The organism is Paenibacillus terrisolis, from assembly GCF_056171975.1.
Genome location: NZ_JBKFGG010000005.1, coordinates 330,584 through 349,831, shown reverse-complemented (window position 1 = coordinate 349,831; position 19,248 = coordinate 330,584). Strand labels below are relative to the sequence as shown.

The following is a 19,248-nucleotide window of genomic DNA, read 5'->3' as shown; positions in this document are numbered from 1 at the left end:
GAACCAAAAAGCACCTGTCCCGAAAAGGACAGATGCTTCTATATTACGATTCGCCGAGGAGATCCTGCTGGACGTCCTGCAAATCCCGAATTCTGGAGTGGTCCCGCTTGAAATATTCAACCAGCGCCGCAATGCAGGTGATCGAATCCCAGCTCAGATGATGTTCGATTCCTTCCACATCTCTGTAAATATTCTCGTGCTCGACCCCGATCATGCCGAGGAACTCCTCAAGCAGCTGATGGCGGTCCACAAGCCGTTTACCGACCTTTTTTCCTTTGCTGGTCAGCACTAATCCCCGGTATTTCTCGTAAATCAAATATTCATCCTTATCCAATTTTTGGATCATTTTCGTGACGGAAGAAGGATGAACTTCCAAACCTTCGGCGATATCGGAAACGCGGGCGTAGCCCTTTTCGTCGATCAGCTTGTAGATACGCTCCAAATAATCCTCCATACTGGGCGTTGGCATCTGATGATTCCCTCTTTTCCATGAGTTGACGCGGACTTAATGTACGCTAAACATTACTCTGTTTATGATACATGTTATGATTGTCCGTTGGCAAGTGCGTTAGCGCACACTAGAACTTCAGCCAGTCCGGCGTAATCCGCTGCAAAAAGATCGTAATCTGAGCCATTTTATTGGTGAACAGCAGTACGCCCATCAGGAGCATCAGGGCTCCGCCGATTTTCATGACAGCCGCAGAGTAACGCAAGATCCATTTCGTCGACCCGATAAAAAAGGCAAGAATAAAGAAGGGAATCGCAAACCCCAGCGTATAAGCTGTAATTAGGCCAAGCCAAGCTCCCGGCTCGCTGACGGCCATTGCGATGATCGCCGCCAGAATCGGACCTACGCAAGGCGACCAGCCCGCGGAAAACCCGATGCCAAAAACAAAAGAGCCCAGATATCCCGCTCTTTTAAATCCCAGATTCATTTTACGCTCCCGAAGGAGAAATTGCGGTTGAAAGACGCCAAGCAGAAACAAACCCATCAGCATTATAAGAAGCGCCGACAACTGCCGGATCAAAGCGCGATGCTGATTGAAAAATTCGCCGAACAAGCCGGCTCCGAAACCAAGCGTGTAAAAGACGACCGAGAACCCCAGAATGAAGGCAAGCGTATGGGTCATCGTCAGAAAACGGACTTCCCCGCTCCTCTGCTCGGTTCTCAGCCGCTGCACCGAAATGCCGGTGATATAGGACAAATAGGAAGGATATAAAGGCAGGCAGCACGGAGAGATAAAGGAAGCCACCCCCGCGCCGAATGCAATCCCCAAATGGATATCGGCCATAGCAACCTCCAATCACTTTTCTGTTTGCCATTCACATGTGTCTGATTTCGAAATGAATTTATGTATTTTCCGCTCAGGCGGAAAAACCTCGTTTCCCGAACAGTGTCAAAATCAACATCGCAATCAGCAGCAGCACAATCGTTGCGCCGGGCGCCAAATTCCAAATTCCTGCCACAACCAAGCCGGCGATAACCGCGATTTCGGCGATGATGACCGAGAAAACAACCGAGGTTTTGAAGCTGCGCGCAATAAGCAGACTGCAGGCGGCCGGAATCGTAAGCAAAGCGGATACCAGCAACGCGCCGACGATTTTGATCGCCGTGCTGATAACCAGCGCCGTCATGACAGTGATGAGCATATTGAGCAGCTTGACGGGCAAACCGCTGACCGCGGCCGCATCCTCTTCGAAGGATAGCAGGAAAAACTCTTTGAAAAACAAGAAAACCACAACAACCACGATGACCGTCACGCCGCCAACCACATATAAGTCGGTCGTGTCCAGCGTGTAAATGCTGCCGAACAAATAACTCACGACATCCGTATTGTAACCCATTCCGAGCGTGAAAAACAGCGAGGCCAGCGCAACGCCGCCCGACATAATAATTGCGATGGATAATTCCGCATAGCCTTTATATGCTTTCCGCAGTTTTTCAATGGCGAACGAAGCAAGTACGGCAAAAACAAGCCCCACGCCTACCGGGTAAACTTCAATCAGAAACCCTAAGGCCACACCGGCTATCGTAACATGCGCCAGCGTATCTCCAATCATGGAAAGGCGCCGCAAGACCAGAAAAATGCCGATCAAGGGGGCCGTAAGGCCGATCAACACTCCGCCGGCAAGCGCTCTTTGAAAAAAATCAGCTGTAAATATGTCCAAATGCCACAACTCCTAAAGTTTGGTGAAACTGTATTTCCTCCGCCTCTAAATCAGCGAATGCTGAAGGTCGGGAATCGCGCAGTCCGTCTCATGGGAATGGCGAACATAAAATTGAATGGCGCCGCACCGGTCTTTCGGCTCGGAGCCCAGGCGCCCTTCAATCATTTCGATATCATGCGACACCATCAAGAAGGTCATATGGTGATGGGCATGCATATGAAAAATCAGCTCGAAAAAATCAGCCTGCGTTTCCGCGTCGATCCCGACCGTCGGTTCATCCAGAATCAACAAATCGGGCTTATTGATCAGCGCTCTCGCTAGAAAAACGCGCTGCTGCTGTCCGCCCGACAATTGGCCGATGCGTTTATCCGCAATGCTGCCAATCCGCATGACCTCCAGTGCGTCGTCGCATTTTTGCTGATCCGCGCGGTTCACGCGGCGGAGCATTTTTTTATTGCCGTATAAGCCCGACAGAACCACCTCCCGGACCGTTGCCGGAAACAGCGGGTTGAACGCGTTCTTCTGCGGCACGTATCCAATCCGTTCCCAATCGCGGAAACGGCGGATCGGCTCGCCAAACAGCCGGATATCTCCCTTCGTCGGCTGCAGCAAACCTACCATCATTCGCAGCAGAGTCGTTTTACCGGCTCCGTTCGAGCCGATGATCCCGACGAAATCCCTCTCCTTCACCACATAGCTGAAGTCTGAAATCACATGCTGGTCTTTATAGGAAAAAGAAACTTGATCTAATTCTATAATATCATCGTGGCATAAACCTGCGGCTGCCGTTGCTGCGTCTTGTTTCATGCAAAGCCTTCCTTCCGGTACAAACAGTCTCCCTTTATTTTAGATCGAGAATTAAATTTTGCAAATTCCTGTCCATCAAGGTGAAATAATTGTCTCCGTTCTTGGCCTGGGCTTCCGTCAACCCTTCGACCGGATTTAATACCAACGTTTTTACGCCCGCTTCCGAAGCAAGCGTTTTGGCCAGTTTATCGGAAACAAGCTCCTCGAAAAAGATGTATTTGATTCCTTTGTCCTTCACAAGCTGCGACAAAGCGACCAAATCCTGGGCTCTGGGTTCCGCTTCGGGCGACAGTCCCATGATCGCATGCTGCGTTAACCCGTAATCCCGGCACACATAACCGAAAGCCTGATGGGACACCACAATTTCTTTTCGCGTTGTCGCAGATAATTCTGCGGTAAATTTGGCATCCAGATCCTTAAGTTTCCCGCTTAACGCTTCAAACCGGGATTCATAATCCGCTTTATGGGCGGGGTCTACTTCGATGTAGCTGTTTTTGATGTTTTCGGCAATGATCTGCGCCGACTTCGGGCTGACCCAAGTGTGCGGATCCACATGCTGCGCTGTACCTTCACCCTCATGCTCATCGTCTCCACTCGCCTCAATCAGCTCGATCCCCCGGCTGACTTCCACCGTTTTGACATTGCTGTCTTTACCAAGCCCTTTCAGGAAATTAGGCACCCATCCTTCCAATCCGGCTCCGTTATACAAAAACAGCTGCGCTTTGGATGTATTTAAAATATCCTGACTTCGCGGCGTCCACTCATGCGGCTCCACTCCCGTAGGCAGCAAATTGATCACGTTGGCCTGTTCTCCGCCGATATCCTTGGCAAATTCGTAAATGGGATAAAAGCTGGTGACGACGTTGATTTTGCCGGGAACGATCTCTCCACCCGACTTTTTCCCGCAACCCGCGAGCAGAGTGAGACCCAAAAGCAGCGCCGCTGCGATTTTCCACCCTTTATTTGTCCAAGCTTTATCTATATGAAACGACATTTTTAGAATCCTCTCTTAATCGTAATGATTACCAAAAGGATTATAGGGCTAATATAAAACAATTGTCAACTGCAAAAAAATCGCCAGGAGCCGTTAGCCCCTGACGATGGATAAAGTTCATTCCGTTTTTGGCGTGCCGTTTTATTTCACGATGGCGCCGTTTGGCATGGAATCCGGCACCGTTGCCAGCGTCAGCTGATCACCCTCGGACGCGGCGAGAATCATGCCCTGCGACAGTTCGCCGCGCAGCTTCACCGGCTTCAGATTGACAACGCAAATGACCTTGCGGCCAACCATGTCCTCCGGTTTATAGAACTTCGCAATGCCCGAAACCACCTGGCGCTGCTCATACCCGAGATCGAGCTGCAGCTTCAGCAGCTTGTCGGCTTTGGGCACCGGCTCGCAGGCGATGACTTCCGCCACGCGCAGCTCGACCTTGGCGAAATCGTCGATGCCGATTTCGTCCTTCGGCTCCGGCTTCTCGACGGGCGCAGCCGTCTTGGCCGCTTCCGAAGCGGCGGCCGGTGCGTCAGCCGGCGCTGCGGCTCCGCCGGACATCGAGTTTGCGATATACTCGATCTCTTGGTCCGCGTCAAGCCGCGGGAAGAGCGGCTCGCCTTGGCCCAGCTTCGTTCCGGCCGGTGTCAGGCCAAATGTTTTCGTACTGTCCCATGCGGTAAGCTCCCCTGGCGTAACGCCAAGCTGCGCCCAAATTTTTGCCGGCGCTTTCGTCAGGAACGGCTGAAGCAAAATGGAAATGATCCGCAGCGATTCCACCAGATGAACCATCACCGACGCCAGTTCCCCTTGCTTCGCTTCGTCCTTTGCGAGCAGCCATGGCTGCGTTTCGTCGATATATTTGTTCGTCCGCGCGATGAGCGTCCCGATATGAGTAAGCGCAACGGAGAACTCCATATTCTCCATGACCTCTTCTACTTTATCGACCGTCCGCAGCGCCGTTTCGGACAAGTCTGCGTCAAACGGCGTTACTTCCGGCTGGTAAGCCGGCACCTCTCCGCCGAAATATTTGCCGACCATCGCGACGGTACGATTCAACAGGTTGCCAAGATCGTTGGCCAAATCGGAATTGACCCGCTGCACGAAGCTCTCCGGCGTGAAGGAACCGTCGGAACCAAAGGGTACCTCACGCAGCAAATAATACCGCGTCGCGTCAAGACCATAACGGTCAATCAGCGTGTTCGGATCCATCACGTTGCCTTTCGATTTGGACATTTTGCCGCCCTTCATCAGCAGCCAGCCATGGCCGAATACTTTTTTCGGCAGCGGCAGTCCTAGCGCCATCAGCATGATCGGCCAATAAATCGTATGGAAACGGACGATCTCTTTGCCGACGAGATGCACATCAGCCGGCCAATACCGCTCGTACAATTCCGGTTGATCCGTCCCGTAACCCAACGCGGTAATGTAGTTGCTCAGGGCATCGATCCACACATACACGACATGTTTCGGATCTCCTTTTACCTTAACGCCCCATTCGAATGTAGTCCGGGACACGGCCAAATCCTCCAGCCCCGGTTTGATGAAGTTGTTGATCATCTCGTTCTTGCGCGACTCCGGCTGGATGAAGCCCGGATTTTCTTCATAATATTTCAACAGCCGGTCCACGTATTTGCTCATCCGGAAAAAGTAAGACTCTTCCTTGACCAGCTCCACCGGATGTCCGCTTTCCGGACTTTTCCCGCCGATAATTTGCCCTTGCTCGTTGCGCTCTACGTCGACAAGCTGGGTTTCCGTATAGTAAGTTTCGTCGGGAATGCTGTACCAACCCTCGTATTCGCCTTTATAAATATCGCCCTGCGCCAGCAACCGATCGAAGATATCGGCAACCACCGCTTTATGGCGTTCTTCCGTCGTGCGAATGAAATCATCATACGAGATATCGAGCTTCTTCCACAGCTCTTTGATGCCCACGACAATGTCGTCGACGAACTGCTGCGGTGTTTTGCCTTTTTCCTGTGCCTTGCGTTCGATCTTCTGTCCATGCTCGTCCGTACCGGTCAAGTAGCGGACATCGTAGCCGCGCAGCCGCTTGTAGCGAGCCATCGCGTCCCCGGCCACCGTTGTGTAGGCATGGCCGATGTGCAGCTTATCGCTTGGATAATAGATCGGCGTTGTAATGTAAAACGTTGGTTTGTTCGACATACACATTCATCTCCTTGAAGTTCGCTGAAAAACAAAAAACTCCCGTCCCTAATGGGACGAGAGATTACCTCACGCGTTACCACCCAAATTCCCCGCATCTTCACAGAAAAGCGGGCTCCATTGGTCTTTAAGACCCTCCGTTAACGCCGGACCAAACGCCGCCCCCTTACCGCAAGAAACAATCGTATGATCGCCGTCTTGCCCAAGCTCGAAAGCAGTTCCTCCCGGACCATCTTCCAAAGCCGATTCAGGCCGGTTTCCAGCTACCCCGGCTCTCTGCCGCTGAATCATTCTCTGTACTCATCCGTTCGTCGGAATTGATATTCCAATATTTAGATTAATCATATGAGAAGACACCTGCGGTGTCAAGTTTCCAAAGGACCCGGCTTCACTTTTTCCTTCTTGGGGGGAACCATGTCGATTCCTCCGGGATGGAACGGATGGCATTTGGAGATCCGCTTGGCCGCAAGCCATGAACCTTTTAGCGGGCCGTGAACCTCGATCGCTTCAAGCGCGTATGCCGAGCAGGTCGGATAGAAGCGGCAGGTCGGCGGCTTAAGCGGAGAGATAAATTTCCGATAAACATGGATCGGTCCCTGGAAGGCCTTGCGCACGACTCCCATCTTAAAACACCTCGCCCTGTGATGGAGATGGCTGCTTGTCTTTGGCGTCCGGGCGGCAGTTTTTGCAATACCCGAAAACCTCGAATTTATGTTTAACCACCTGGAACTGTTCCGGCGCATCGGTCAGCGGCATCGGGCAGAAGTGAATCGGATACGTTTTCTCGCACTGCAAGCAAATCATGTGGTGATGATGGTGCCCTTCATTGCTGCAGCCGACTCTGAACTTGAGACCGTCCTCAAAGACGACCTGCTCCAAAACGCCCAGCTCCTCCATGACCCGCAAATTCCGGTACACGGTATCAAAGCTAAGACCGCTGTACTGCTTGCCCATATAATCATAAACATCCTTTGGGGTCAAAAACCCGTCTCGCTCCGCAAACAGCTTGGCTAAGCTTTTACGCTGATCCGTGATTCTTAAACCTTGCGCGGACATTACTTTAATAATTTCCTCGGTCGACAGCATGTGACATTCCTCCCGTCTAAACCTTTCCTCCATGCGTCTATTTTTATAATGCCCCAAATCCACGGCTCCGTCAATGCGAGCGGCCGGGAACACGCTGCCGATTCCTTAAAGCGAAGTAAAATAAAAAAGGGCGAGCAGGAGAGGTGTCCCTCATTTGCTCGCACTTTTACATTAAGGTTGTTTCTTCTCCGGCATTTGCTGGAACAGCAGGTTGACCGACAAGTTGCTGCCCGGAGCCGCCGTGAACAGGAACTCAACCGTTTGTTCGCGATCTCCGGTCCGGAAGAGCACCGTATTTTCGTTTGGCGCGGATAGCGTACCCACATTAGGAAGCGGGACGATATCGCCATTGACCATAATCGAGCCGACGTATGCACCACCGCGCGGATTGAAAGTGATCAATGTGTTCGCGGCCACGCGGTACAATTTAACCCGGTACAATACCCCGAAGTTCCCGGCATTCATTCTGTATTCGCCGGTAAGAGCATCCGAACCGATCAGGAACGGATCACTCGAGTTGTCGCCGATCATTAACCGCGCCGGCGTATTTCCGATCAAATCTCCATATTCAACGTTGCGGGTTGCCTCCATATAAGTACCCCGGTTATGCTGATCCGGCGGAAGAGCCGTCAAGAAAGGCAGCGAACTGATCGGATCTTGACCACTATCCACCATGACGACGGTATATTGCAAGGTATGATCGCTATTTACATCAGCCAGTAAGGAAATAACGTCTCCTTGCTTCATCACGGAAGCGCTGAGTTCGTTGAAGATAACCCTGCTTTCTCCCGGTGCAATCCACATATCTTTGTATTTGTTCCCTAGCTGCAACGATTCGTAATACCGCTGTGTCGAAGCCTTACCGGAAGCCGTTGCATACTGGCTTGGTCCTCCAAAGCCAAGTCCGGTCTGGGTGAAATGCGTGGTCTCCGAATTGTTATTGGTAGCAATAACATACATTTTCACAGGCTTCCCGGTGGCGTTCGCATGATGGATCATGAAACGCGTATTCCCGATCGCCGATTCGCGGTACAATATACCTTTGGAGCTTACGGTTTCCGGGCTGTTGCTGCGAATCAAAGTTACCGGCTCACTGGTATAGGTGTAATTCACTTTAGACCAGGTAGGCACCTGGGTACCGTCAAAGCTATATTTTTGGCCTACAGGCATGAAGAGCTTATTGAACTCATCCTGCGTGTAGAGCGTTTCGTTCGTAATCGTAATCGTCTTTTCAATTGTGGAATAAAGACCAAACTGATTGACTACCTTTAAGCGGATTATCATTTGTCCCGGTGTAAAGAAAGCCGGCTGGTTGTTCTCCCAAATTCGGTCCGTAATGCCAACTTCATCCGTGCTGAGATCGGTATACGTAATGGGTTCACCCATTTTATAGGTGTCTTTATCGGTTGTAAAATTGGCAACCGGAGGCGTATGCGGCTTGACGACATTGATCGTAAGCGAATACGGATCACTCCATTGGCCGCTGGAATCCTGCACCCTATATGTAACGACATAACTTCCCGGAGTTGCAAAAACATCCTGCCGTCCGGTCCATTCCTCGTTCACGATGGGAAGCCCGATCGGAGAGTAGGAATTCGTCACATATTGAACCTGCGTTTCGCCGGCCACAACCTCGCTGTTGCCGATTGAGAATGAGGCTACCGGCGCCGTAACCAGGTTGACGATAACCCGTTTGCCGACGGCATCGTAGGAATAAGTAATATGAAGAGCGTTTGTTATAGCCGTTAAAGGTACCATGAAGCTGTTCTTGTCGGAATACGATTTGCCTCTCATCGTTTGCACGACGCCGTTTACCTTGTAGCTTGCCGTATTCACCTTGAAGCGAAGCTCGTCATTGCCCCGTTTAATGATTGTTTCCTTAGTTTTATTATCGTAATCAAGCTGAAATCCGGCACGTTCTACGATCGCGCGAATGGACACATAAGAGACTCCGTCCTTCGCCTCCATTGGATGATTAGCCAGATATTCCTTACCGTCCTGATACATTTTATTGCTGTTTACCATTAAAATAAGCTGCCCGGACGAAGAGCCGTTCGGCGAATCTTGCGGCGTTGTCGGATCCGTAGCCGGCGGCTGTGATGCATCATTTCCCGATCCATTGCCTCCGTCCGTTCCATTCGTTCCATCCGTACCGTTTGTTCCGCCGGTTCCATCCGTTCCTTGCTGACCGCCGCCATCCGGAACCGTTCCCTCTTCGGCCCCCCCGCTTTGAGGCGTTCCCGAATTATCAATCTGCTCTTCGGATGAGGCCCCGTTCTGAGGCTGCTGCAGGATATTAGCGGCCCCCTGATTGTTGTTTTGGACAACCGCTTCCGCACTTGCCGGAAGAACCATCGCCACTTGCGATGCTGCCAACACCGTGGTGATAACCAGATTTTTGAATTTCATAACTAAACCCCTTCTACTCCCATTTTGTTGCACTCTCACATTATCTCACAATCTATTAAACGCATGTACCCCCGAAAAGTTGCTGATCATTGAAAGGATGCATAACATAACAAGTCTCCATTCGCCTTTTTACGGCGTATAATTCGCATTTTCAACAGAAGGATGAACAAAAAGACCGGCAAAATTCGCCAAAAAGCGAATCCACCGGTCTGCTAGAGTTGGAACGAATCGGAAGAATCCTGCAGCTAAACATGAAACCCGGCCGGGTATTCAGTGTTCAAACTTACCGGCAAAACCCCGCAGGGTTTCAGTTTTCCCGTTAATACCTTAGCCAATGCGTCCAAAGAAGACTGCCGATTTTCGTACAGGCACAAGTAAGTTCCAATATCCTCAAAAGCGTTGATATCATACGGATTTCGCGTTGAAACCGCGATAACCTCCGCATCTCCTTTTTGCAACAAACCCGTCACCAGCCGTTTCTGCCCTTCGGGAAGTTCTCCTTCCGCCGTATAGGTCGCAACAACGATTTGACTAAAACCCTCGCTTTGGTTGATTACGGTTTCGACCTCCTCAAACGTAGGACGGGTGCCTACGGTGACGAGCGTTACATGCTCATGATACGGATCGAGGGCGTCCGCCAAAGAGTATTGATGAACTGCCGGTTCATCCACCTCCGTGCGGTGGCGCAGCTCGGGCCAGATGACCAGCACGGGCTGATCCGGATTGAGCGGCAGATGGCCGGAATCGCGCACCAGGGTCACGCTGCTTTCCGCACTGCGGCGCAGTATTTCCTCGCTGACATCCACCGGAGTCAACGCCCCCGGCTCATGGCCGGAATCCGGAAAACCAAGCGCCGGCACACTTCCTAGCCGTTTGGCTTTGAGCGCAAGCACGCGCTCCACGGACCGGTTGATTTGTTCCTCGTTTAGCCTTCCGCTCCGAACCGCTTCATTGACCGCCTCAATGGCCGCGATTTGATCCTCCAGAGTATGGCTTACAAGGACTTGGTCCGCACCGGCTTCTATGGCGCGCACCGCTCCTTCGGGAATTCCGAAATGCTTCGAAATCGCCTGCATTTCCAGACAGTCCGTGATGATCAAGCCCTCGTAACCGAGTTCTTCCCGCAGCAAATCCGTAAGCACCCGTTTCGACAAGGTCGCAGGTACTTCCTCAGGCTCAAACGCGGGAAAAATCACGTGAGCCGTCATGATGGCGTCTACACCGGCTTCTATGGCCCGCCTGAACGGCAGCAGCTCAATCCGATTCAGCCTCTCCCTGTCATGCGGGACGACCGCCAGCCCCAGATGGGAATCCACCGCGGTATCTCCATGCCCCGGGAAATGTTTGGCCGTCGCGATGACGCCCTGGCTTTGGTAGCCCCGAATAGCGGCGGCTCCGTGAGCCGCGACATGCTCCGGATTTTCCCCGAAGGAACGGACTCCGATGACCGGGTTCGCCGGATTGTTGTTGACATCCACGCACGGAGCGAAATTAAGATTAATGCCAAGCCGGAGCATTTCCCTGGCAGCCAGCACTGCGATTTCCTCCGTCAAAGCGGGATCGTTAGCCGCGCCCAGCGCCATATTTCCCGGAATCCGGCTCATGCCCGGATGATCCAGTCTGGCCACCATTCCGCCTTCCTGATCGATCGAGATAAACAGCGGAATGCCCGGCGTACTCCGCGGAAGCTCCTGCAAGCTTTTCGACAAGGCTGCTAATTGCCCTACGGATTCGATATTACGCCGGAAATACACTACACCGCCGACATGATACTCTCTCGTCAGTGTCCGAATCTGCTCATCCGGCGTCAAGCTGTGAAACCCGCAAATAAACAGCTGCCCGATTTTTTGCTCCAAACTCATTTCTGCCAATCCCAAGCCCGTCACCTTCCCCAATTATGATACGGTCGACTCTTTGCTCCGGAATTCGGAAGGAGTCATGCCGGTATACTTCTGAAACACTTTGGTAAAATAGCGGCGTTCCTGGTACCCCACTCCGCTGCCGATTTGCGCGATCGATTTGTCGCTGGCGCGCAGCAGGCATTTCGCCATTTCCATGCGCTGCTTGGTCACGTATTCCACAAAAGTCTCCCCGAAGTGGTTTTTGAACAGCAGGCAGAAATAGCTGCAGCTGATGCCGAGATAATCGGCGATCTCCTCGATGCCAAAGTCGTTTTCCAAATGATGCTGAATATAATTTTGCGCCGACATCATAAGCAGCTCGGAGGACTTTTTCGCGGATAAGGCTTCCTGCGACTGCTCTACCAAAGAGATGATAAGGTAAAGCAGCTCTTTCAAGCTGAGCGCCCCTTGAAGGCTGTGCCAGACCCCTTCCTCCTGTGCCCTTGGCAGCATCTGCAGCTCGCGCATTTCGCGCAGCAGATGAATCAGCAGGTAGTGAAGCAGCTTTTCAGCTCCGCCAACCTCGTTTTCGCCTAAATGTCCGATATAAGATTTTAGTTCGGCGACAACTTTGACAAGACTTTCCTGGCTTCCGTTCCTGAGGCCGCCGCCGAGCTGTTCGATCCAGCGCCACTGCACATCCGCCGCGGGGGCCTCGGGTTCCTCGGAACCCGCCGATTCCTGTTCCATTTCCAGAAGCCATTCCTCAGCCGGATTCAAAATCAGCATCTGCTGCATACGCCGATAAACCGCGGACATATCATGCAAAGCGTGAGGACGCTGCTCCAGGCACATTCTCAGCCGCAAGCCTTCTTTGTCTTTAACCAGTTGCTGCAGCTGTTCATACCCCTCCAGCACCAGATCTTTGACGATTCCCTGCCCGCCCGGCGGGGAAGGAAACAGGACGCACCATTCCCCTTCCCGAATCTGAAGCACCGTCGCATTTTCGATGACCCGGCTGAAAATTTCCTTCAGTACGTTTTTCAGATGCAAATTCCAGGCCTTCCGCTCATGAAGGGTCCAGGAGATCGAGCGGTGAGAGTACCCTTCCAAATCCAGCAGCAGCACGGAATAATCAACAGGTGCGGACGTTTCGCCCTCTTCCTCCCAAAAGGCGCTTTCCTGTTCCGTTTCCTGGCCCAGCAGGGAATGAAGCATATAATTTTCGTTCGCCAGATATACCGCTTGTGTCAGACGCTGTTCCTTGTTCAGCTTCTTGCGGTTCTCGCGGATCAACTGGGCCGTTCTCCGCACCGTATCCTCCAGTTCGGCGTAATTGATCGGCTTGCAAATATAATCCTTGACCCCATACCGGATTCCCGTTCTGGCATACTCAAACTCCTGATACCCCGTGAGCAGTAAAATCTCGCACGAGTTCCCCTGTTCCCGGATTTTTTGCAGCAAAGCAATTCCGTCCATAACCGGCATGCGGATGTCGCTTAATATCAAATCGGGATGATGCTCGGCCGCCGCTTCGAGCGCGTCCACGCCGTTCCTTGCCAAACCGACAATTTCAATGTCCATCGCATCCCAAGGCAGCACCTTGGACAAATTGTTCAGGATATGGATCTCATCGTCAACCAGCAAAGCCTTCAGTCTCATTTTTTATCACCCAATTCATATTTAGGTATCACACATTGAATTATGGTTCCCTGCCCGGGCTGCGAGCAGATGAATAAGCCATACCTGCCGCCGTATTGAAACCTTAGCCGGTCGAACACGCTCCTGAGCCCCAATCCCCGGCGTTCGTGACTCGGATAAGGTTCCAACTGCTGATATGCCGGGTTTTCGATATCCGCATATTGAATCGAAGCAAGCTGCTCGTTCGTCATGCCGATGCCATTATCTTCAATCCGCAGCAATATCCGCTCTTTTTCCACCATCCCCGTAATCGTAAGCTTTCCTTTATAATCTATGCCTTCGAACCCGTGCTGAATGCTATTTTCCACAAGCGGCTGAAGCGTCAGCTTAAGGAGCAGGCAGTTCATGATCTCCTCCGGAATATGGATCTCGTAATCGAACAGATCGTCAAACCGGAATTTCTGGATTTCCAGATAGCTGCGCAAATGCTCAATTTCCAAGCTCAGCTTGATTTCTTCCTTGTCCTGAATGCTGATTCGCAAAATACTGGCAAGTCTGAGCACCATTTCGCTGACCTTCCGCCCTTCGTTTTGCACGGCCAGCACATTGATTGATTCCAGCGTGTTAAACAGGAAATGCGGCTTAATCTGCGCCTGCAGCACGCGCAGCTCCGCATTCGCCTTCTGCAATTGCTCGCGCTTGACCTGCTCGAACAGTTCGTTGATCTTATCCATTTGGTTGTTGAAGCCTTTCTGCAGCAGCAACAGCTCGTCGTCGCCCTTCTCGTCGACCCTTGCTCTTAAATCGCCGTCTTCGACTTTGCGCATAAACCGGACGATCATGCCGATCGTACCGGTAATCCGGTTCATGAAAATAACGTTGAACAGCATCGCCGTCAAAACGCAGGCGCAAATGATCGCTACAAACCATTTGGCGAACGTCGTCAGTTCTTGGGACAAATAGCTCCAGGAAGTCACTGAAACAAGACTCCATGGATAACCGTTCAGCTTATAAATGGAAATAATGCTTTCCTGGCCGTTAAATTTCTCCTTGTAGCTCTGATAGCGAGTCCCCAGCGTCACCTTTTGCCGGACAAAGGATTGAATCGATTGACCGTCCAGCTTGGACTGGTAATCATACAAAATAAGCCCCTGATCGTTGACGAGCATGAACCTCGTATCCCGCATGTTGCTGCCAAGCTCGAGGTTCTGGAAGATCTTTTCGAACTCCCAGTTTTTGATCTGCACGAACAGGATGCCGACCCGCTGCAAATTGCTCAGCTTCTTGATCAGGCGAATTTGCGTAAATACGTTCTCCGAGCCGGTTAATTCCGGATATTCATGCGGTGCGATCCACTTGGGCATACCGTTCAGCGACATGACTTCCTTATATAACGGATGCTCCTGAAATTTCTCAAAAGGAAGCGTCTTAAAATCCTCTTTGTTGAAAATTGAAATCACGTTCGAACCCTCTCGGGCATGCAAATTATACAGAAACGCATAATCGATCGCGGGATGGTTGTAGAGCAGCGTGCGGAAGTTTCGCTGGTTGGCGTTGAGTTCAAGCTGCGTCGTTGCCGTTAAATCCTGGGAACCCGGATCCTTCGCCACAAGCGCATCCTGAAAGATGCCTTTGGCAATGCCGGTATCCGTCACGTTGTCGATTTCATGCAGCGCGCTGTCGATGCTGTAGCTGATCGCTTTCAGCGAATATTCCGCCTGTTGGCTGTATTTCTTCTCTATCGAACTGAACGTAACGAAAAACGTAATGATCCCCAGAGTAAAAAGCGGAACGATAACCAAGCCCAAAAAGGCCGTAAACAGCTTGATTCGCAGATTCATAGGCAGCAGCTCCCAAAGTTAAACGCTAGATATATACTACTTCTACCTGCGCCCGAAATTATCCTTTGACACTGCCTGCCGTGACGCCCTCGATGATCTTCTCCTGCAAAATCGCGTAGATAATCATGACCGGAAGCACGCTGAACACGATCCCCGCCGACATCTGCGCGTAGTTGGTGTTGTAGGCATCTCTGAAGCCGACCATGCCTACCGGAAGCGTTTTTAACTCGTCGTTCGACAAAAAATAGTTCGCCAGCAAAAATTCGTTCCAGTTGCCGAGGAAATTAATGATAAATACGGTTACGATCGCCGGCACCGTCAGCGGAATAATCACCTTGACGAACAATCCTGCCGAGCCCAAGCCGTCCATCACCGCGGCTTCTTCGATTTCCCCGGGAAGCGAGCGCATAAACGCCGCCAAGATGATGACCGAAAACGGAATGGCGTTCGCAACGTAAGGCAAAATGAGCGCCATATGCGTGTTCAAAATATCCAGCTTGCGCATAATGCCGTATATCGGCAGCAGCAAGGAGTTGTTCGGAATGAGCATCCCCAGCAGAATCAACTGGAACACAATCGCGCTGAGTCTGTTGTATCGCATCCTCGTCACGGCAAAGGCCAGCATCGCCGCAAGCAGAATGGAAAGAACGGCCGACAGCACCCCAATATATAAACTGTTGAAAAAATAAGTGCTGATTTTGGCGTTCACCCAAGCGTTGACATAGTTATCGAACATGATCGCTTTCGGCAATCCGAACGGATTGGAGGCGATCGCCTGATTATCGGTTTTGACCGAGGAAAACAATACGAATAGAAATGGATACAAAATGATGAGCAGATAAGCCATCAGGAAAATATGCGGGATCGATTTTTTGAGCGCTCTCATCAGTATTCAATCCTTTCCGTACGTCTAGCGACCAGAAGCTGGTAAGCTGCCGTAATAATGATCGTAAACACGAAAATCAGCACGGCGATCGCATTGCCAAAGCCGTGTCTGAAGCTGGTGATCGCATAGCGGATCATGTAGGTCGCCATAACGTCCGTCGAACCGGCCGGCCCTCCTTTGGTCATGACAAGCACAATGTCCGCCGCCTTCATCGCGCCAGCTACGGACAACATGATAACGACGGACACAATCGGCATAATCAGCGGAATCGTGATGCGGGTTGCCCGTTGAAAGCCGGTAGCTCCGTCGATGGCCGCCGCTTCGTCCAATTCCCGCGGAATGGACAAGATCGCCGCCAGCACCATCACGATATAAAAACCGGTCCATTGCCAGGCGTTGGTAATCAAAATTGAAATCATCGCCCAATTCTTGTCGGATAACCAGTAGATCGGCGGCACGCCGAAAACGCCCAAAATCTCATTCATCAAGCCGAAGTCGGGGTTGTAAATAAATCCCCACAAAATGCCGATGACCGCGGTGGACATAATCGAAGGCATAAATACGGCCGTTTTGTATAAGCCTTTGAGCTTCTTCACGTTGGCGATGAGCAGAGAGAAGAAGATGATGAGCGGAACCTGAATAAAGCAGGAAAAAAAAATAAAATACACGTTATTGCGGACCGACTTCCAGAAGGCATGATCCTGAAACGCCGTCACGTAGTTATCGAAGCCGATATAATGCATGGTTTTCGAAATCCCGTTCCAGCTCGTAAAGCCGTTATTGATTGCCGTAAAGATCGGGTAAATAAAAAAGGCCAGAAACAGCACAAAGGCCGGAACTACGAACAAAAAATAAATCAGAGGGTTTCTGAGCGCTTTGTTCATGCGAATAACCTCCGTCATTTGAAGAAAAGGCGCCCCCACATGTTTCGAGGCGGGTGGCGCCCTTGCTTAATTAAGAATTCGGACTCGTTTGATTCAGATTACTCTTCCGCGGCGTTGGCTCCGTCTTGGGCAGCCTGCACGTTTTCAAGCATCTTATCCGGCTTGATTTCGCCGCCGATGATTTGCTGGATTCCCATGCTGAGCGCCGTATTGACATCCGCTTGAACGAGAGCGTCAAAGGCCGGGAACGAGGTGTCGATTTCGCTGACGGCTTTAAAAATATCCTGCATCAGAGCGTCGTCCGATGCGGTTTTCATTTGTTCGAGATCCATCTTCATGGCAGGCAGCACGCCGTCTTCTTTCAGGCCGCGCAGCTGCATTTCATCCGTCCACATGTTTTTGATGAATTCCTTCACCGCTTGCAGCTTGCGAGCATCGTCGGCCACGGCGCTGGAGAAGCCGTAACCGTTATTGGCGTCCTGCATGACAACGATTGGATCGCCTTCGTTCACAGGCGGCATATTAAAGTAGCCGATTTTGCCGACCATATCGCCGGCTTGCGCCGGATCCCGGAATACCGAGTTGGCCCAGGAGCCGTCAAACATCATGATGGCTTCGCCGGTAACGACCTGGTTTCTCATATCGGCGTATTCAAATCCGAGTTCGCCTTTTTTGTAGTAACCTTTTTCTTCCCATTCCTGATGTTTCGCTACGGCTTTAACCATGTTCGGATCGGTCCACTTCGTTTCCCCGGTTTTGAAGCCGTACGTAATTTCCGGCCCGGCGTAGTAAGACCACAGATTATTGGTTGTCATCAACGGGATCCAGGCATCCTTCGAGGATTGGGCAAACGGAATTTTGCCGTCCGCTTTGATCTTCTCTGCCAGTTGTTCCAGTTCACCGAGCGTCTTAGGGACCGTGAGTCCTTTTTGTTCAAAGTATTCTTTATTGTAGAAATATCCTTCGATCGACCCGCCGATCGGCAGGCCGTATACTTTGCCGTCCTGCGTAAACGGCGCCAGCGTCGTAAACTTGTCCTTGAGTCCTAGTTCATCCAAAATCGGGGTCAAATCGAGCATCAAGCCTTCTTTGGCATATAATGCGGCGTCAGGGCTGCCGAATACATCAAAAATTTCCGGCGGTTTCCCCGCAGCCATTTCGCCTCTCAGCTTCTCCTTACGGTTCACTTCAGAGTCGACAGCGTCAAGCTTGATGGTCAAACCGGGCACAGCCGCTTCCGTTTTCTTCACGACGTCTTCCAGCAACGCCAAACGGAATTTCTTGGATTCGCCTACCTGCGTATGGCGGATGGTGATTTCAAATGGCTCATCATTCGTCTTCGCTTCGTTCGTCCCATTGTTCGTCGTCGCTTGCCCTTCATTGGCCGGGGCATTGCTGTTGTTGTTTCCGGATCCACAGCCGGCGATCAGCGATGACGCCACAACGAACAGCGATAGGAGCAGCACCAAACGTTTCTTCATTTTTCTAAGACCCTCCTCAAGATCGAATTGGCTTTACATTCCCATTATAAAAAGCGCCTCTTCCTCTGATAAGGAGGACATTTTTCTTTTACCGGGATAATATCATCTAAACTTAAAAATGAAAACGGTTAAACCTAACATAATTGTGTTAGATTTAACCGTTTTAGTTTTATATTCGATTTTTATGTCATGTTATATAACACAAACCCGTTTATTCTACAGGAGTTGCTTGCTGTTGTCCTTCGCGAATCAAACGATATGCCCGTTCGATCTCTTCATCCGTTGGAGAAGGAACGCCTTCCAGCGGATAATCCCAACCAAGCTCCTGCCATTTGTAAATTCCCATTTGGTGATAAGGAAGAATTTCAAATTTTTCTACTCCTTGCAAGGTGCCGACGAATCGTCCAAGATTCAGCAAATCTTCTTCGTCGTCATGAATGCCGGGAACATATACGTGACGAATCCACATTTTCCGGCCGTGTTCGGACAGCCACCGAGCCATTGCAAGCATGCGGTCATTAGGTTTGCCCGTCAGCTTGATGTGCTTCTCGTTGTCGATATGCTTCAAATCAAGCAGGACCAGATCGGTCACGTCCAACAGGTCGCGGATTTTATCCCCCTCATTGTAGCCGTTGGTATCCAGGCATGTATGAAGGTTCCAGCGTTTCTTGGCTTCCCGGAACAATTCGGTAACAAACGGAGCCTGCAGCGTAGCTTCGCCGCCGGATACCGTTAAACCACCGCCCGATGAGCGGTAATAGGGAAGATAAGATTCGATCTCGGCAAGAACTTCTTCCACGGTCATTTCCTTGCCTTCCGTCAAGCTCCAGGTGTCCGGATTATGGCAGTATTGGCACTTCAAGAGGCAACCTTGCATAAAGAGCACGAAACGAATACCGGGTCCATCAACCGTTCCGAAGGTCTCCAAAGAATGAATGCGGCCTGTTAGCATCTTTCGTCACCCTTTCAAAATGTATATAAATTTAAATTTTTAAATATTTCACAAGACTTACGAAGCAGCTTCCGTTAAGAAAGCTGCTTCTTTG

General features: G+C 51.1%; 17 protein-coding genes. All 17 read right to left on the bottom strand.

Going from position 1 to position 19,248, the window contains the following annotated elements; all coding sequences use genetic code 11:
• Window positions 1-43: 43 nt before the first annotated feature.
• Entirely contained in the window at window positions 44-469 is a 426-nt protein-coding gene (gene mntR, locus ACI48K_RS06915) for a transcriptional regulator MntR (RefSeq protein WP_475026828.1), read from the bottom strand.
• Window positions 470-578: 109 nt separating this feature from the next.
• Window positions 579-1,292, bottom strand: coding sequence for a cytochrome c biogenesis CcdA family protein (locus tag ACI48K_RS06910; RefSeq protein ID WP_475026827.1), 714 nt, complete (start codon window positions 1,290-1,292; stop codon window positions 579-581).
• A gap of 73 nt (window positions 1,293-1,365) precedes the next feature.
• Entirely contained in the window at window positions 1,366-2,169 is an 804-nt protein-coding gene (locus ACI48K_RS06905; RefSeq protein ID WP_475026826.1) for a metal ABC transporter permease, read from the bottom strand.
• Window positions 2,170-2,214: 45 nt separating this feature from the next.
• Window positions 2,215-2,976: a metal ABC transporter ATP-binding protein gene (locus ACI48K_RS06900; RefSeq protein ID WP_475026825.1), complete on the bottom strand. Its 762-nt coding sequence runs from the start codon at window positions 2,974-2,976 to the stop codon at window positions 2,215-2,217.
• A 34-nt stretch (window positions 2,977-3,010) separates the two neighbouring features.
• Window positions 3,011-3,970 (bottom strand): metal ABC transporter substrate-binding protein, encoded by a 960-nt coding sequence (locus ACI48K_RS06895; RefSeq protein ID WP_475026824.1) that lies wholly within the window; start codon window positions 3,968-3,970, stop codon window positions 3,011-3,013.
• Between the two features lie 141 nt (window positions 3,971-4,111).
• Window positions 4,112-6,133 (bottom strand): methionine--tRNA ligase, encoded by a 2,022-nt coding sequence (metG, locus tag ACI48K_RS06890; RefSeq protein WP_475026823.1) that lies wholly within the window; start codon window positions 6,131-6,133, stop codon window positions 4,112-4,114.
• A gap of 69 nt (window positions 6,134-6,202) precedes the next feature.
• On the bottom strand, window positions 6,203-6,424 hold the full coding sequence (locus ACI48K_RS06885; RefSeq protein WP_475026822.1) for a hypothetical protein: 222 nt from the start codon (window positions 6,422-6,424) through the stop codon (window positions 6,203-6,205).
• A gap of 74 nt (window positions 6,425-6,498) precedes the next feature.
• A complete protein-coding gene (gene yidD / locus ACI48K_RS06880) occupies window positions 6,499-6,756 on the bottom strand; it encodes a membrane protein insertion efficiency factor YidD (protein ID WP_475026821.1) in 258 nt (85 codons plus the stop codon).
• A 1-nt stretch (window position 6,757) separates the two neighbouring features.
• Window positions 6,758-7,219, bottom strand: coding sequence for a Fur family transcriptional regulator (locus ACI48K_RS06875; protein ID WP_475026820.1), 462 nt, complete (start codon window positions 7,217-7,219; stop codon window positions 6,758-6,760).
• A 171-nt stretch (window positions 7,220-7,390) separates the two neighbouring features.
• Window positions 7,391-9,628, bottom strand: coding sequence for a copper amine oxidase N-terminal domain-containing protein (locus ACI48K_RS06870; RefSeq protein WP_475026819.1), 2,238 nt, complete (start codon window positions 9,626-9,628; stop codon window positions 7,391-7,393).
• A 245-nt stretch (window positions 9,629-9,873) separates the two neighbouring features.
• Window positions 9,874-11,490 carry a beta-N-acetylhexosaminidase gene (gene nagZ, locus ACI48K_RS06865; RefSeq protein ID WP_475026972.1) on the bottom strand — a complete coding sequence of 539 codons (1,617 nt, stop codon included), beginning with the start codon at window positions 11,488-11,490 and terminating at the stop codon, window positions 9,874-9,876.
• Between the two features lie 33 nt (window positions 11,491-11,523).
• Window positions 11,524-13,131: a response regulator gene (locus tag ACI48K_RS06860; protein ID WP_475026818.1), complete on the bottom strand. Its 1,608-nt coding sequence runs from the start codon at window positions 13,129-13,131 to the stop codon at window positions 11,524-11,526.
• A complete protein-coding gene (locus ACI48K_RS06855) occupies window positions 13,128-14,951 on the bottom strand; it encodes a cache domain-containing sensor histidine kinase (protein WP_475026817.1) in 1,824 nt (607 codons plus the stop codon). The genes ACI48K_RS06860 and ACI48K_RS06855 overlap by 4 nt, the downstream gene beginning before the upstream one ends.
• Before the next feature lie 58 nt (window positions 14,952-15,009).
• Window positions 15,010-15,837, bottom strand: a complete 828-nt coding sequence (locus tag ACI48K_RS06850; RefSeq protein WP_475026816.1) for a carbohydrate ABC transporter permease — start codon at window positions 15,835-15,837, stop codon at window positions 15,010-15,012.
• The gene (locus ACI48K_RS06845) at window positions 15,837-16,721 is read right to left on the bottom strand and encodes a carbohydrate ABC transporter permease (protein ID WP_475026815.1); all 885 of its coding nucleotides are present in this window, start codon (window positions 16,719-16,721) and stop codon (window positions 15,837-15,839) included. Before ACI48K_RS06845 ends, ACI48K_RS06850 begins: the two co-directional genes overlap by 1 nt.
• 98 nt (window positions 16,722-16,819) lie before the next feature.
• Complete coding sequence (locus ACI48K_RS06840; RefSeq protein WP_475026814.1) at window positions 16,820-18,202, bottom strand: extracellular solute-binding protein; 1,383 nt, start codon at window positions 18,200-18,202, stop codon at window positions 16,820-16,822.
• 211 nt (window positions 18,203-18,413) lie between these two features.
• A complete protein-coding gene (pflA, locus tag ACI48K_RS06835; protein ID WP_475026813.1) occupies window positions 18,414-19,154 on the bottom strand; it encodes a pyruvate formate-lyase-activating protein in 741 nt (246 codons plus the stop codon).
• Window positions 19,155-19,248: the final 94 nt, after the last annotated feature.

Coding starts and splice junctions, on each gene's coding strand:
- mntR (WP_475026828.1), bottom strand. CDS start 469: ATGCCAACGCCCAGTATGGAGGATTATTTGGAGCGTATCTACAAGCTG.
- ACI48K_RS06910 (WP_475026827.1), bottom strand. CDS start 1,292: ATGGCCGATATCCATTTGGGGATTGCATTCGGCGCGGGGGTGGCTTCC.
- ACI48K_RS06900 (WP_475026825.1), bottom strand. CDS start 2,976: ATGAAACAAGACGCAGCAACGGCAGCCGCAGGTTTATGCCACGATGAT.
- ACI48K_RS06895 (WP_475026824.1), bottom strand. CDS start 3,970: ATGTCGTTTCATATAGATAAAGCTTGGACAAATAAAGGGTGGAAAATC.
- metG (WP_475026823.1), bottom strand. CDS start 6,133: ATGTCGAACAAACCAACGTTTTACATTACAACGCCGATCTATTATCCA.
- ACI48K_RS06885 (WP_475026822.1), bottom strand. CDS start 6,424: ATGATTCAGCGGCAGAGAGCCGGGGTAGCTGGAAACCGGCCTGAATCG.
- yidD (WP_475026821.1), bottom strand. CDS start 6,756: ATGGGAGTCGTGCGCAAGGCCTTCCAGGGACCGATCCATGTTTATCGG.
- ACI48K_RS06875 (WP_475026820.1), bottom strand. CDS start 7,219: ATGCTGTCGACCGAGGAAATTATTAAAGTAATGTCCGCGCAAGGTTTA.
- ACI48K_RS06870 (WP_475026819.1), bottom strand. CDS start 9,628: ATGAAATTCAAAAATCTGGTTATCACCACGGTGTTGGCAGCATCGCAA.
- nagZ (WP_475026972.1), bottom strand. CDS start 11,490: ATGAGTTTGGAGCAAAAAATCGGGCAGCTGTTTATTTGCGGGTTTCAC.
- ACI48K_RS06860 (WP_475026818.1), bottom strand. CDS start 13,131: ATGAGACTGAAGGCTTTGCTGGTTGACGATGAGATCCATATCCTGAAC.
- ACI48K_RS06855 (WP_475026817.1), bottom strand. CDS start 14,951: ATGAATCTGCGAATCAAGCTGTTTACGGCCTTTTTGGGCTTGGTTATC.
- ACI48K_RS06850 (WP_475026816.1), bottom strand. CDS start 15,837: ATGAGAGCGCTCAAAAAATCGATCCCGCATATTTTCCTGATGGCTTAT.
- ACI48K_RS06845 (WP_475026815.1), bottom strand. CDS start 16,721: ATGAACAAAGCGCTCAGAAACCCTCTGATTTATTTTTTGTTCGTAGTT.
- ACI48K_RS06840 (WP_475026814.1), bottom strand. CDS start 18,202: ATGAAGAAACGTTTGGTGCTGCTCCTATCGCTGTTCGTTGTGGCGTCA.
- pflA (WP_475026813.1), bottom strand. CDS start 19,154: ATGCTAACAGGCCGCATTCATTCTTTGGAGACCTTCGGAACGGTTGAT.